The 13092-nt window shown below is 44.8% G+C and carries 13 protein-coding genes, 1 tRNA gene and 1 riboswitch; of the genes, 9 read left to right on the forward strand and 5 right to left on the reverse strand.

Going from position 1 to position 13092, the window contains the following annotated elements:
• Positions 1 to 336 precede the first annotated feature (336 nt).
• Positions 337 to 1905 (reverse strand): phosphomethylpyrimidine synthase ThiC, encoded by a 1569-nt coding sequence (gene thiC, locus LFX17_RS14210; protein ID WP_238747160.1) that lies wholly within the window; start codon positions 1903 to 1905, stop codon positions 337 to 339.
• A gap of 125 nt (positions 1906 to 2030) precedes the next feature.
• A riboswitch (TPP riboswitch) is annotated at positions 2031 to 2129 on the reverse strand.
• Between the two features lie 464 nt (positions 2130 to 2593).
• Here thiC and LFX17_RS14215 point away from each other — a divergent pair.
• The 3 genes from LFX17_RS14215 (at position 2594) to LFX17_RS14225 (ending at position 4832) form a co-directional block, all read left to right on the forward strand.
• A complete protein-coding gene (locus LFX17_RS14215; RefSeq protein WP_238747161.1) occupies positions 2594 to 3553 on the forward strand; it encodes a porin OmpL1 in 960 nt (319 codons plus the stop codon).
• A 148-nt stretch (positions 3554 to 3701) separates the two neighbouring features.
• Complete coding sequence (locus LFX17_RS14220; protein ID WP_238747162.1) at positions 3702 to 4673, forward strand: porin OmpL1; 972 nt, start codon at positions 3702 to 3704, stop codon at positions 4671 to 4673.
• A gap of 3 nt (positions 4674 to 4676) precedes the next feature.
• Positions 4677 to 4832 (forward strand): hypothetical protein, encoded by a 156-nt coding sequence (locus LFX17_RS14225; RefSeq protein ID WP_238747164.1) that lies wholly within the window; start codon positions 4677 to 4679, stop codon positions 4830 to 4832.
• A 54-nt stretch (positions 4833 to 4886) separates the two neighbouring features.
• Here the strand turns inward: LFX17_RS14225 and LFX17_RS14230 are convergent, their stop codons facing one another.
• Complete coding sequence (locus tag LFX17_RS14230; RefSeq protein ID WP_238730822.1) at positions 4887 to 6587, reverse strand: acyl-CoA dehydrogenase family protein; 1701 nt, start codon at positions 6585 to 6587, stop codon at positions 4887 to 4889.
• Positions 6588 to 6812: 225 nt separating this feature from the next.
• On the opposite strand from LFX17_RS14230, the gene LFX17_RS14235 reads away from it, so the two are divergent.
• On the forward strand, positions 6813 to 7058 hold the full coding sequence (locus tag LFX17_RS14235) for a hypothetical protein (protein WP_238747166.1): 246 nt from the start codon (positions 6813 to 6815) through the stop codon (positions 7056 to 7058).
• Between the two features lie 132 nt (positions 7059 to 7190).
• On the opposite strand, the gene LFX17_RS14240 is transcribed toward LFX17_RS14235, so the two are convergent.
• A complete protein-coding gene (locus LFX17_RS14240) occupies positions 7191 to 8318 on the reverse strand; it encodes an alpha/beta hydrolase (protein WP_238731612.1) in 1128 nt (375 codons plus the stop codon).
• A 592-nt stretch (positions 8319 to 8910) separates the two neighbouring features.
• On the opposite strand from LFX17_RS14240, the gene LFX17_RS14245 reads away from it, so the two are divergent.
• Positions 8911 to 9159 (forward strand): hypothetical protein, encoded by a 249-nt coding sequence (locus tag LFX17_RS14245; protein WP_238747167.1) that lies wholly within the window; start codon positions 8911 to 8913, stop codon positions 9157 to 9159.
• A gap of 102 nt (positions 9160 to 9261) precedes the next feature.
• Complete coding sequence (locus LFX17_RS14250; RefSeq protein ID WP_238747168.1) at positions 9262 to 9600, forward strand: LIC10421/LIC12816 family protein; 339 nt, start codon at positions 9262 to 9264, stop codon at positions 9598 to 9600.
• A 316-nt stretch (positions 9601 to 9916) separates the two neighbouring features.
• Here LFX17_RS14250 and LFX17_RS14255 read toward each other — a convergent pair whose 3' ends face one another.
• Complete coding sequence (locus LFX17_RS14255) at positions 9917 to 10582, reverse strand: protein-L-isoaspartate O-methyltransferase family protein (protein WP_238747169.1); 666 nt, start codon at positions 10580 to 10582, stop codon at positions 9917 to 9919.
• A 94-nt stretch (positions 10583 to 10676) separates the two neighbouring features.
• Between LFX17_RS14255 and LFX17_RS14260 the strand changes: the two genes are divergently transcribed.
• Positions 10677 to 10749 (forward strand) — tRNA-Phe (locus LFX17_RS14260).
• Between the two features lie 16 nt (positions 10750 to 10765).
• Here LFX17_RS14260 and LFX17_RS14265 read toward each other — a convergent pair.
• Complete coding sequence (locus LFX17_RS14265; RefSeq protein ID WP_000876121.1) at positions 10766 to 11008, reverse strand: hypothetical protein; 243 nt, start codon at positions 11006 to 11008, stop codon at positions 10766 to 10768.
• 109 nt (positions 11009 to 11117) lie between these two features.
• On the opposite strand from LFX17_RS14265, the gene LFX17_RS14270 reads away from it, so the two are divergent.
• Positions 11118 to 11543 (forward strand): AAA family ATPase, encoded by a 426-nt coding sequence (locus LFX17_RS14270; RefSeq protein WP_238730826.1) that lies wholly within the window; start codon positions 11118 to 11120, stop codon positions 11541 to 11543.
• Between the two features lie 249 nt (positions 11544 to 11792).
• Complete coding sequence (locus LFX17_RS14275; protein WP_238730827.1) at positions 11793 to 12962, forward strand: DUF1577 domain-containing protein; 1170 nt, start codon at positions 11793 to 11795, stop codon at positions 12960 to 12962.
• Positions 12963 to 13092: the final 130 nt, after the last annotated feature.

The raw sequence follows: 13092 nt of genomic DNA on the forward strand, positions 1-13092 counted from the left end.
TTCGCCGTTTTGTCAACGTAATTTTGTGCCCTTTTGTTTGTCGGACCAAACGTTGCGTTCGGAAGAAAGCGTAAGAGTTCCCACACTTTTAGGATCTCGGTGAATCGCCTGTTTTTCCGGTTTGCGGGAGTTCCCACGATCTTTCGAAAACGGAAAGATCCCGGATAACGGCCCGCAAGCGACACGCACGGCTTGGTCCGAGTCTTCGAGGACCGAGCGGGACTCCGCGAGCCGGAAGTGGCGCGGTCCGCGTGGGAACTCTTACGAAATTCAAACGAACTCGTTGCGATTCCAACGCGGATGCGGCCAAAAATATTTCCGAAGGAGTTCCCACACTCAAGGAGCACTGTAGATTTCCGCTCCTTGATCCAAAAACTCTTTGGATTTTTCATCCATTCCGACCCGGAGCGCTTCCTTCTCGCCGATTCCTTTTTCCTCCGCGAATTTGCGGAGTTCCTGCGTTAGATTCATCGAACAAAAATGAGGACCGCACATGGAACAGAAGTGCGCCGTTTTCATACGATCCTGCGGAAGGGTTTCGTCGTGAAAGGACTTTGCCGTTTCCGGATCGAGCGAAAGAGCAAACTGATCCTCCCATCGAAATTCGAAACGTGCCTTGCTCAAAAGATTGTCCCGTTCGATCGCGCCCGGATGTCCCTTCGCCAAATCGGCCGCATGAGCCGCGATCTTATACGCGATCACCCCTTGTTTTACGTCTTCCTTATCGGGAAGTCCGAGATGTTCTTTCGGTGTCACATAACAGAGCATAGCCGTTCCGAACCATCCGATCATCGCGGCTCCGATCGCGGAAGTAATATGATCGTAACCCGGAGCGATATCCGTGACAAGAGGGCCTAACGTGTAAAACGGAGCCTCTTGACAGAGTTTCATTTGAAGATCGACGTTTTCCTTGATGAGATGCATCGGAACGTGACCCGGTCCTTCGATCATCACCTGAACGTCCTCTTCCCAGGCGCGTTTGGTCAATTCCCCCAAGGTTTCGAGTTCTCCGAATTGGGCTTTGTCGTTTGCGTCCGCGATCGAACCGGGACGCAATCCGTCCCCGAGAGAAAACGAAACTCCGTATTTTTTCATCACCTTGAGAATTTCGTCGAAATGTGTATAAAGAAAATTCTCCTTGTGATGCGCGAGGCACCATTTCGCGAGAATCGATCCTCCTCTCGATACGATCCCGGTCACTCGGTTTGCCGTAAACGGAATATAACGCAGCAGAACTCCCGCATGAATCGTGAAGTAATCCACTCCTTGTTCGGCTTGCTCTTCCAAAGTTTCCAAGAAAACCTGAATATTCAAATTCTCCGCTTTTCCTTTTACCTTTTCGAGCGCCTGATAAATCGGAACCGTTCCGATCGGCACGGGAGAATTACGGAGGATCCATTCTCTCGTTTCGTGAATATTCTTTCCCGTTGAAAGATCCATCACCGTGTCCGCTCCCCACTTGACCGCCCAGTGAAGTTTTTCTACCTCTTCTTCGATGGAGGAACCGAGCGCGGAATTTCCGATGTTCGCATTGATCTTTACGAGAAAATCCTTTCCGATGATCATCGGTTCCAGTTCGGGATGGTTTCGATTGGAGGGAAGAATCGCGCGACCGCTCGCGATCGCGGAACGAACGAACTCGGGATTCATATTCTCCCGAAGCGCCACATAACGCATCTCTTCGGTGACGATCCCTTGTTTCGCATAATACATCTGCGAATGATTCGTATCGCCTCGGTCCATACGTTTTTGGATCCACTCTTGTCTGAGCTTCGCGATTCCGTTTTTGTAGTCGGAAGGCTGCTTATCGGAAAGCGCACCTTCCGTATGATACGATTGATATTCGGTCCCGTCGGTAAGACGAATCGTTTTAAGCGGGACTTGAAATGATTGAGCGGGTTCCATACTTTCTCCTGACCGCGGGTTTGGAGATGGAACTGAGGAAGGACGTTAAAAAACAAGAACCGATTCGCGATTCTTCCTTTGAAACTTCCTAGACGACTCGAAACGAATGGGAACAAAGATAGAATCGTTTGTATGATCCGTTTTCCTACGCAGGCCTTATCCTGATCAGGTTCCGGGGACTCTCTCAGAGGCTATATTGTTTAGCCCCACCCCCAACGGTTTCAAAAGTAGAATCGCATGACAAGAGTTCGATGACAAGAATAAAAAGAAGCTCCCGGTATTAAAATCAAACCCGTTTCTCTTTGAGGAATTCCCGTCTATAACGAACTTGAAACGGAAGGTTCTAAAACTGCCGATCAAAAATCGGTGAGTATAAATCACCGAACGATTTTTCAAATTCGAAAATCGGCGTCGTTTTTTGTTCCGCGTCTTAAGGGATGTTTAAAAAATTTCGTCGCTCCGATGATCAAAGATTTTATACAAACTCATAACAAATGTTATAAATAAGTTAAAATTTTTTTCATTCTACTTCGGAATTTTGGGAACTTTTCAACCTTTTCCCTAAATCCTGTTTGACACTAATCCATGAACTTCTAAAGTTTCACCCTGTGTCCGGGATTCAGGAAAATAGAAACAACCTCCGGAAACACAATCAAATCAAAATTGAATCGTGAGTAAGGAGTTATCAATGGTTCGTAACATGAGTAAGGTGTTGCTTGTCCTTGCCGTATTGTTCGCGTCGGCTGCAAGCTTAAGTGCAAAATCATACGCAATTGTAGGATTCGGGTTACAATTAGACCTGGGTCAGTTAGGTGGAACGATCACTAAGGACGGTCTCGATGCAGCTAGTTTTTACGGTCCTGTAAGATCTTCCAACACTTGTACCGTTGGCACGGATGCAGGTTGTATCCAAAACCCTTCCCGACCTACCGGAGAAGGTAACTATGTCGGCGTTGCTCCGAGAAGAGCGATCCCTGCTGAAAACAGGCTGATCACCCTCGACAGAACTACCGGCGGTCTTGTAAACGCAAGAAGCACCAAAGGGGCTATGGTCGGCGGTAACTTAATGGTAGGTTACGAATCCGATTTCGCGAAATATTTCTTCTGGAGAGTTGCGGCCGAGTACACTCAAAAGATCTCCGGCGGGGTTACCAAAGCCGATATCGCAGGTTACAACATCGTAGACATCACTTGGGGATTCAGCGCAATCATTATCCCGGCAACTGTAGGTATCAAACTGAACGTTACCGAAGACGCTGCGGTTTATATGGGAGCGGGTTTGAACTACTTCAACGGTGGTTGGTCTTTGAACGGGATGAACAACATCAAAGGCGGATACGATATGTTGAGTGCTGCAGGTCTTACTTCCGTCGCAAACCTTCTGAGCGATGGAACCGATCCAGTAACTACTCGCGAACATACAAGATTTAGAGCTTCCGGAATCGCTCCTAACTTCCTGATCGGAACTCAAGCAAGAGTAACCGACAAAGGACACGTATTTATCGAGCTCGAAACGATCATGTCTGCGGCTTATTCCGTGGGTAAGACTCAGTCCGTAGGGGGAGCTACCAACCTTTCTCCTTACCCTGCATATCCGATCGTTGTCGGTGGACAAATCTACAGATTCGGATACAAACACGAACTCTAAGATTCTTTCCTAAGAATCGAATTTGCAAAAAGGCTCTCCTTCGAGAGCCTTTTTTTATACCACTCGCTCCAAAAAAGTTTGAAGAACCTTGACAGTAACCGATTCGAATTTAGCGTCCTAATTCAACCATCCGTTGAAAGAAGCGTAAATGATCTTGGACCCACGTCGATTCTCCGTAACGAAGCCTTATTGGCTGACGCTCTGCATCTTCCTCTCCTTCTCCCTTTGCGATAACCTTTCTGCAAAATCTTATTTCGTTACAGGCTTAGGTCTTCAATTCGATTTGGGAAATATGGGAGAAGTCATCACCAAAGACGGGATCAACTCGGGACAATACCATCCGGTTCAATCTTCGAATGCCTGCGACCCGAGCGTTGCAGTCTGTAGTCAAAACGGATTCGTAAACGGCGTCGCGCTCCGAAGATTGGTCGTTCCCGAAAATAGACTGATCACGATCGAGCGGACTACGGGCGGAGTATTTCAGGCAGAGAGCGCGCATGGCGCGATGGTTGGCGGAAATATCATGACCGGTTTCGAAAAGGATTTCGGAAAATATTTTTTCTGGAGAATCTCCGCAAACTACACACAGAAGATCGCAGGCGGCGTTACAAAAGCGAGTTTCATCGGATATCGTTTTATCGACGCAAACTGGAACTTTCAATCCTTGGTTGTTCCCGCGACGATCGGAATCAAATTAAACGTCAGCGACGATGCGGCCGTTTATATGGGAATGGGTTTAAATTATTATACGGGAGGCTGGGGTCTCCGAGGCAGAAACGATTCTAAAACAGTCGCGGACACGTTAGACGCTCTTATCGTCAGCGTTCCGCAGCTTGCATTGGTTCGGGATCTTTTGAAGGACGGTCCCGATCCTCCTTCTGTTCGGGAAAACACTCAGTTTAGAATTTCGGGATTTTCCCCGAATTGGCTGATCGGAACCCAAGCCCGGATTACGGACAAGGGTTACGTTTTTTTAGAAGTGGAAACCGTGTTCGCATCTAAAATGGATTCGACTACAAGCCAGTCTTTAGGAACCATTCTAAACCTTTCCCCTACTCCGGCCTTTCCGATTCAAGTCGGGGGTCAGACGTATCGGGCTGGTTACAAGCACGAGCTTTGAGCCGTGAGAGTTCCCGCATTCGGTGCGAAAGAGGGCTGTGCACGTTTTGTAAGAGTTCCCACAAACGTATCACCGAGCGATTTGAAAACCGCAAACTTTCAGAGAACGTCCGCAGGAGTTCCCACAAACGTTCTCTTTCGTTCGACGGTCGCGCGGTGAAACGCTCACTACGGGTCGCGTTAACTCAGCGAAACGCTCACTACGGGTCGCGTTTCAAGGAGCCATTTCGTACGCGTCTTTGTAAGAATAAACCTTTTCACAAACGCGGTTAAAAAGCGCTTCATCCTCTTCCGGTTTAAAGATCATCGCGAGACATTTTTCCATCTGTGCCTTGGTACTGCTTCTCTTTGAATAAAGTTGAAGCGCGTATTTTGAAAAGTCGCGGACCATAAAATCGAAAATCTGGCTCAATAGATCGTCCTCTACCTTCTCGATCGCGGCGTTTTCAATCAAAAGCTGACCATAAGCGACTAAAGTAAAAAGTTCTCCGAGAATAAGCATAAAATCCAGATCCTTGGACTGTTTAGAATCCGGCGGAGTGTTTTTCAGAAAGTCTTTCAAAACCTCGATCTGTTTTCTGAAAATCTTTACGTTCGGAAGATTCACGCTCGCATACACTTCGTTGTAATCCGGAAAAGTGATCTTTTCAAAACCTTTGGAAGTCGTTCCTTGATTGAAAAGGAAGTCGTCATTTTGAAAGCCGTCCATCTTCGGAATTTTCGGAAGCGAAGAATTCGGTTCGAAGAAATAATTGTTCATGAACTTAATGATCAAGGCCATGTTTACATGCGCCGTTCCTTCAAGCTTAGGAAGACCGCGGATGTCTTTGGCGGCCATTTCGAAATACATGTTCTTCTCGAAACCTTTTGCTGCGATCACGTCCCAAAGAAGATTGATAACTTCTTCTCCCTGCATCGTCACCTTCATCTTCACCATCGGATTGAAGAGAAGATAACGTCTATCCGTTGCGGACGCGGATCTCATATAATCCTTCGCTCTTGCGGCAAACAGTTTCATGGAGAAAAGTCTGCAATACGCATCGACGAACATTTGTTTGATTTGGGAGAATTCAGTCACTCGGCGATTGAATAATTTTCTTTTAGAAGCGTGATTGAGAGCCTCGTAAAAGGAATGCGTGCAGATTCCGATGGAAGCCCAACCGAGATTGTATTTGCAAACGGCGATCGTACTGAGCGACGCGTCCCAAGCTTCTCTGTCTTTGGAAAGAATATCCTTTTCCTCGATCGGATAATCCTTGAGACCGTATTCTCCCACATAGCTCTGCGAGTTGACCACGTTCTGAATCAGTTCGTAATTCTTGTGTCCCGAGTTCACGGCAAAGAAAACGTAATTTCCCGTGTCCTTCATCTTACCGAAGGTGGAAACAATCGCGGCTTTGTTCGAATTTCCGATATAGTATTTTCTCCCGTTGGCGACGTAGTTTCCGTTGCCTTTGTTTTCCAAAGACATTTCGCTGGAGATCAAATCGGCTCCGTGATCTTTTTCGGAAAGTCCGAACGCGAAAATTTCGCCGTCTTGCAGAAGTTTGGCGGTCTTGTGTTTGATTTCTTCGTTCTTGCTGTTCCAGATCGGACCGAGACCCAACATAGAAACCTGCCAAGTATACCAATAGCAAAGACCGTAAAAGCCCGCGATCTCGTTGAAGTCGCAGATCCGAGTCGTATCCCATCTGGAATCGCTCGGTCCGTATCCTGCGGGCGTCATCAACGTTGCAAAAACCTTTTCCTGTTTTTGAAACTCGAGAAAATCCGCATACCAAGTTTGATTGCGATCGTCTTCTTTTAACTTGTTCTTCCCTTTCTTTTCGAAAAAGGCAATCGTACGTTTCATAATGTTTCTGGATTTTTCATCCAGATGTTTGTATTCCGTTTTGTTTGGGTTTAATAGATCCATTGATTTATCTCTTCATGATTTTCATTTCGACAAAAAGCGTTTCCGAAAATAAATACGAAGGTCGGAAAGGCTCTAAAGGAGAATCGAATCGGTGAAGGAGAAGTAAATCAGAAATTTCCATTCAGATTCGATTTCGATCAAGAATTTAATAAGAAATCGGCGATTTAAGGCAAAATAGAAACTCGCTTTTTTTACCGAATTCTGTTTGTTAGCGGAATTTACAGCTTGTCCCAAAACTTATTCCTACTTGGTTCGAAAAACAAGCGCAAGGTTCTGTCTTTGATGCTGCGATTCATAGAGAGCAATGGCGCTGAGTTTCCCGCTGCGATCATAGAGAGCAATGTCATTGAATTTTCTTCGGGACAGGTTTTATCATTGAAGCGAAATCATCCTAAAAAAGAAATCCGCCGTGTCAATCTGGCGATCGTCCTTGACCGAAACGGCGATCCGACCAAGGGACAATATGGATAACATTGGTATATTATTATTTTCTTAATTTAAATCGCGAATCGGCGGCAACCGCAAGAGAATCGAGATTTTAAACGATCTTTAAAAAACACCGCACCCGGAACCGAGGTGCGGCTAAAAGAGCGTGCTTGGAAACTAAAACAGAGGCACGAAAAGAGACGGTTTCGAAAAAGGTGAGTTATGAACCGCTTCCGGATCGGAAATCGTGATCGCATCCAAACCAGCCTTCAAATATTGGGCCAATCCTTGGGTCTCCGATTGACTAAAGAATAAATCCTTATCCAACCATACGACTTTTAGATTGAAACCGTTCCAAATATTTTGAGAAACTGGCAATCTCGGAACCGCCGTTGTTGTGTTTCCGGTAGGATCCAAACCCACAATATTCGCTGCGGCGGGATACGGTTCCAAATTGCTCATGGTTTCCAATTGCGCGGGCGTCGGCGCTCCCGTAACGGGCACTCCATTGACCGCGTATTTGGTGTTGATATAAAAATCATCCGGTGTTTGCACAAAAAGACCCGTAATCGCATAGGGGGGATATGGAAACACATCTAGAATGATCAGCGATTTAAAATTCCAAACGAAACCTTTCGCAGAATTCGGATCACTCATCGGAGTATCTCCGCCGTACCAGGGTAAAGGAGAAGGAATATCGCTCGCGATGAGAATCGTATTTTCGATTCCGTATGCGCTTAAAAGACTCGAGCCCGTGCTTCTAAACCTATTTTGAATCAACTGTATCACGAGACCGCCGATACTATGACCTACGATGGTTGTTATCTTTCTTTTTTCCGTGTTGACCATGACGCTCAACAAAGCTCGGAGCGCGTCTCCATAATTTGTGACGGTTAGCTCGCTCACGTTTGACGGCGTTGCGGCGGTCCCTTGATACATCGTACTCGCACCATGGCCGGGCAGATCCATAATATAAACGTGATGTGCTTTTCCTTGATTGATCAACTCCTTGGCTAAGGGTTCAAAGAGCGTGCTGTTATCGCCGAAACCGTGAACGAACAAAACGGTTTTCGGAAAAAGAATAATCGGACCTCCGCTCGGACGACGATAGTGTACGACATTGATCGTATAATACGTGGTGTTCAGCGAATAAAATCCTCGTCCGACCAAATCGTATGTAAGAATTTCTCTCTCATACGCAGCGCTGACGGAATTTGCCCCAAAAAAAACGACTGTAAAACAAACGATCGAAACGATTCTTCGAATCCGATTTCGAACCTTTTTAAAATCCAATTCAATCTTCATCACTAGCTTCTCCTTGTAATTTAAGGAAGAAAACCCAATCTCTATTCTAATTCTATAATTCTCTAATTTATAATTTTCGAATGGAACTGATTCACTTTTTTAAGATTGTGTAAAGGAATTTATCGATTCAGACCCGGAAAAGTAGATCTTTATTATAAGATAACTGTATTTGTTTTGAATATGCAAATTTTAGAATTTTATATTAGACTCGCCCCCCTAGACTCAGAAACTCTATGAACTTTCGAAAAAAGAATATTGAAAAAACCTTCCCAGAATGATGAATGCGGCGGTTTGTGGGAACTCATACGATGAAATCAAAAAAAGAGCCGCGCCGACGCAACGAACTTGGTGCGTTCCACGGAAGTATTTTACGAAACTAAAACGGAGGAACCGAACATAAAAGAAACGCATTGTCTGCAAAATTGCATGCAGCGGAGAAAAATTTGAACGCCGCCTTATCAGAAAACGGTCGTCTTAGAATATAACTATTTTGTTATTTAGTAAATTATATTTTGATAACAAAACTTTTTAATACTAAAAAATATCGAAAGAGAGGAGATCCTACGTCTTTCGAGAAGACACGGAATCCTGGATGCGTAAGAGTTCCCACAAAATAATAAAGACTTCTTTTTCTAAAATTCTTTCAAAGCGGGAACTCCCCATAAATCGAAAAAGAGCAGAAGTGCCGACCAAACGCTACCGCAAAGAAAACGAAACAACGAAAGAGAGAACGATTTTTACCTTACGTCATTACAGCATGTCTCAAAACCTAATTTTACTGTACCAGAAAGACCAGCAGCAAGGTTCTACCCCGGTTTTGGGACAGGTTCTTATATCTTAAGGATCTTAGATCTAAAATAATCAAATCAAACAAAAAGAAGGATTCAAGAATACCGACCTTTCAAACCGTGACGTCTAAATGATAGAAGGCTAAAGGCTACTTATGAAATCATTACGCATCACAGCCCGTTTATTCTTTTTGGCTTTTTTTCTCATTTCGAATTCCCATTTTGCCGTTTCCGAAGAGACGGAGCAAAGGCTGATGGAAAAAGCTTTGATCGAAAGCGCGGTCACCTCGGAGCAAAAAACCGCAGTTGCCAATTATTTGCGGACAATGGCAGCGCAAAAAGCGAGCCGTGCGGAAGAATTGCGGGAACTCTCCAAACGTTCGACCGGAGGAAAGTTTCTCGCAAACAAGGCGCAATCCGATCGTTATCGCAAACAAGCCGAAGCCTTAGAAAGAGAAGTGGAACGGTATCAATTCCTGCTCAACAATTTGTAATCCGAAATTCTCTTTGAAAAAATCTTCAAAGCCCCGACAAGAGAGCGGGATTTCACTCGACTCCATGCAACTTTTCTGATATATGCGATTCCCTCGAACTCTTCCACGCATTCAGAGCGTCTTTCGAAAGCATCGTTTGAGTTTGCGAAATTAGCGTCACCGGCACGAACGTAGCCCGGCGCCTCGTCTTTTACGGATCCGTTTCCGCCGATCCCGGATGAATCCATTTCGGACCATAACAAACTTGCGACTCGGTTTCTTACGCTTAGGTCCACAACCTCTCGACGACCTACAACGGAATCAACAAGACGACAAATCACAACAAAGGAACGAACTTCACGCTACCCTTCGTTTCAAACGACCAGTTATGCAAATTTCTTCTTGCGATCATCAAAAACTGTTCTTCTTTTCCCAAAGGAAAAATAAAAATCCCGCCGGGAACCAAGGACTGAAAGTAACAACTGTCGACTCCGGGAAGATCGGGAAGCGCGGCGCAAGAAATCATCTTATCAAACTGCAGCTCAGCGGTGAGAATTTTCGGCGCGCTTCCGACCAGAAAACGATTCGATTCCGTGCAACGCGGCCTCCAACGTTCCAAATTTTGAATCGCATTTCGATGCAAAGTATCGAAGTATTCCACGGAAAAGAGTTGAACTCCGAGAAAAATCAAGACCGCGCTTTGATAACCGGAACCAGTGCCGATTTCAAAAATGCGATCACCCTTCTTCACATCCAAAAGCAAAGTCATCCAAGCCACCATAAACGGCTGCGAAATCGTTTGATGACAACCGATCTGCACAGGCTTATCCTCATAAGCCTGTGCAGCGTGAGAATTCGGAATAAAACATTCTCGCGGAATCGAACGCATCGCGGAAAGAATCCGTTCGTCTCGGATTCCTCGAGCTGCGATTTGAGAATCGACCATCTTCTTCCTTTCTTCGAATCGAAGAGAAGGATCGCAAATTTTAAGGGGAGAAGACATTGGAACTCTCCCGGAAACAAATCGGTGAGAGCGAGGAGTTTACGATCTTTTTCGTTGACAGTGAGGACTGTTTTTCTATGCTGTCCATGAGTTCGGCCTTGTAGCTCAGTCGGTAGAGCAGAGGACTGAAAATCCTTGTGTCGGGAGTTCGATTCTCTCCGAGGCCAGAACTCACTTCCTTTTCTACTTTGCCGCCTTTCTTTCTTCCCCTAATTTCCAGAGTTCCGAGAAAACGACCTCGTCGATCACCTTACAAAGTTCCGGTTTATACAATTTCTTGACCGGAGGTTTCGGATAGATATGAATTTCGTCCGTGTTGGGAATATAAGTCATCATCTTTTGAATCTGATCCTCGCCTTCCACTTCGTACATCGTGTAAGACATTCCTTTCGAAGGAATGATCTGCTCCGTTTCTAAATATTTCATTCTACTCCTATTCCTCTTTGTCGCCCCCGCTCCTCGATGAGCGAAAGAATTTCCTGCTGGATGTTTCCTATAGGCTAATCAGATTCAACGTATTTGTAAAGTAAAAGAAATGAACGCAGACAAGTCTCTCATTCTGCTCAGAGGTCTTCCGGGGGCCGGAAAAAGCGCACTCGCCCAAGTCTTATCCGAAAACGGGAAATATCCCGTCTTGAGCGTGGACGACTATTTTACCGATCCGCAAACGGGAAAATACCGTTTCGATTATAAGAAGAATCACCTCGCTTATAAGAGCTGCGAGGAACGTGTACGAAACGAAGCGAAGAAGGGAACGTCCAAGATTTTTTTGGACAATACGTTTACTCTCGACTGGGAACTGAAGCCCTACTTTCAAATCGCAACCGAATTCGGTTATACGATTTTCGTGGCAACCGTGGAAAACTATCACAACGGAAAAAACATTCATTCCATCGACGACGAATCCTTACGAAAGATGGCATCGAAATACAAGGTTCGCCTACTTCCGGAAAACCTATAAACAAACGGAACGTTCCGTTGTTTCGGATTCGGGGAAGGATCAAGATCGGACGATCTCAGAAATATTTCCGGATTTTGTGGGAACTCCCTCACTTAAGTAGAAAGGTCATCTAACGCATCATCCTATCAAATTATCGAATCTATAATTTGAAAAGTTTGTTAGGAAATTTTATATTTACCAAATTAGCATTCCATTCTATTCTTAGTTGCTCATATTGTATGAGGAAACGAGGTTCTTGGGGTAAGTTCAATGAATGGAATCAAGTTGAAAAATCGAGAATTAGATGTCATAAGTTCTGCAGAACAAAGGAAGCATATTATAGAAAAACACCTCCTTAAGCAAAGCTTAATTATAAAAGGCGACAACGACAAGGAAACGGTTCTTATACAAAAATACATCGACGACGGAGAAAAAATCATCGTCGAATCCGATAGTGAAAAAGATTTTCCCGAAGTCGGAGAAATCATTCTTTATAGAATTCTCGCGAAGTATGTGCAGATCGAATGCACTTTCTTAAAACGAATCAGCCCGAAAATTTTCGAACTCAGCATCAATCAAATATCGATCGCGAAATCCAATCGTGCGTTTCCCCGTTATCCCGTCGCGGAAGACTCGGCCCACGTAACCAATATCAATTCTTCCAAAACCGTTATAGACGCGTCCCTCTTCAACATTCCGACTCTTGTGAAAGTCAGCTTTGAGGACTACAAAGCCAAACTCAAGGCCGATCAGCTCGGTTTGATCGAGATCGACGTTTTTAAATCCGATCAGGAGGAAAAATTCGAACTCGTTAAAAGATCCAAAAAATACATTCATATTGAAAATACTTCTTTGGAAAAATCATACAACTCAACGAACGAAAATCAGATCGACGTGGAGGATCAGATTCAGGAAGAAATTCCTTCGCTGATGAGAAAGTATAAGGACGAGAAAATCGTTTCGGAAATCATTTACCCGATCATCTATATCAATCATTCAAGACAATCGATTCCGCTCGGTTATATCTGGGTCAGAAGCAAAGAGAATCCTCTCGGCAAAGATACGATCGACAAACTCTCGGAGTTCTCCAAAGAGATGGTGGCGCGCATCAAAGAATCCAATACGGTTTTAACCGCGGAAAAATTTCCGATCGTGGATATTTCCAACAATGGAATTTGCATTCGCATTACGGATCAACATCTGATCCAAACCCTACCCAAACATACGGGTTTCGTCTTTGACATTTATATTCGGATGCAGGGTTACTTTAAGGTCTTCGGAGCCATTCGCTGGTATTCGTACGACGAGATCGGAAATCTCATCCTCGGATTGGAATTGGTAGGCAAGTCCGCGTTTCCCGGTGAACGGGAAAAATTTCACCGAAACGTGGAACTTTTGGGTCAGGGGAAATTCACGGGATTAAAAACGCACGCGATCTAAGTAGGGAGATTTTGCGTTTCGATCACCCTACCGAATACTAATACATTAGAATTCTTTAATTTTTGAATTGAGAATGCTGCGCTCGATGTTTGATTTTTCGGCTTTCCAACGTTCATGTTTCATAGGATTG

The sequence above is a fragment of the Leptospira sanjuanensis genome (assembly GCF_022267375.1).
Lineage (GTDB): Bacteria > Spirochaetota > Leptospiria > Leptospirales > Leptospiraceae > Leptospira > Leptospira sanjuanensis.

Bases quoted from the DNA above. Each gene is read 5' to 3' on its own strand.
- thiC (WP_238747160.1), bottom strand. From the start codon at position 1,905: ATGGAACCCGCTCAATCATTTCAAGTCCCGCTTAAAACGATTCGTCTT.
- LFX17_RS14215 (WP_238747161.1), top strand. From the start codon at position 2,594: ATGGTTCGTAACATGAGTAAGGTGTTGCTTGTCCTTGCCGTATTGTTC.
- LFX17_RS14220 (WP_238747162.1), top strand. From the start codon at position 3,702: ATGATCTTGGACCCACGTCGATTCTCCGTAACGAAGCCTTATTGGCTG.
- LFX17_RS14230 (WP_238730822.1), bottom strand. From the start codon at position 6,587: ATGGATCTATTAAACCCAAACAAAACGGAATACAAACATCTGGATGAA.
- LFX17_RS14240 (WP_238731612.1), bottom strand. From the start codon at position 8,318: ATGAAGATTGAATTGGATTTTAAAAAGGTTCGAAATCGGATTCGAAGA.
- LFX17_RS14245 (WP_238747167.1), top strand. From the start codon at position 8,911: ATGCGTAAGAGTTCCCACAAAATAATAAAGACTTCTTTTTCTAAAATT.
- LFX17_RS14250 (WP_238747168.1), top strand. From the start codon at position 9,262: ATGAAATCATTACGCATCACAGCCCGTTTATTCTTTTTGGCTTTTTTT.
- LFX17_RS14255 (WP_238747169.1), bottom strand. From the start codon at position 10,582: ATGTCTTCTCCCCTTAAAATTTGCGATCCTTCTCTTCGATTCGAAGAA.
- LFX17_RS14265 (WP_000876121.1), bottom strand. From the start codon at position 11,008: ATGAAATATTTAGAAACGGAGCAGATCATTCCTTCGAAAGGAATGTCT.
- LFX17_RS14270 (WP_238730826.1), top strand. From the start codon at position 11,118: ATGAACGCAGACAAGTCTCTCATTCTGCTCAGAGGTCTTCCGGGGGCC.
- LFX17_RS14275 (WP_238730827.1), top strand. From the start codon at position 11,793: ATGAATGGAATCAAGTTGAAAAATCGAGAATTAGATGTCATAAGTTCT.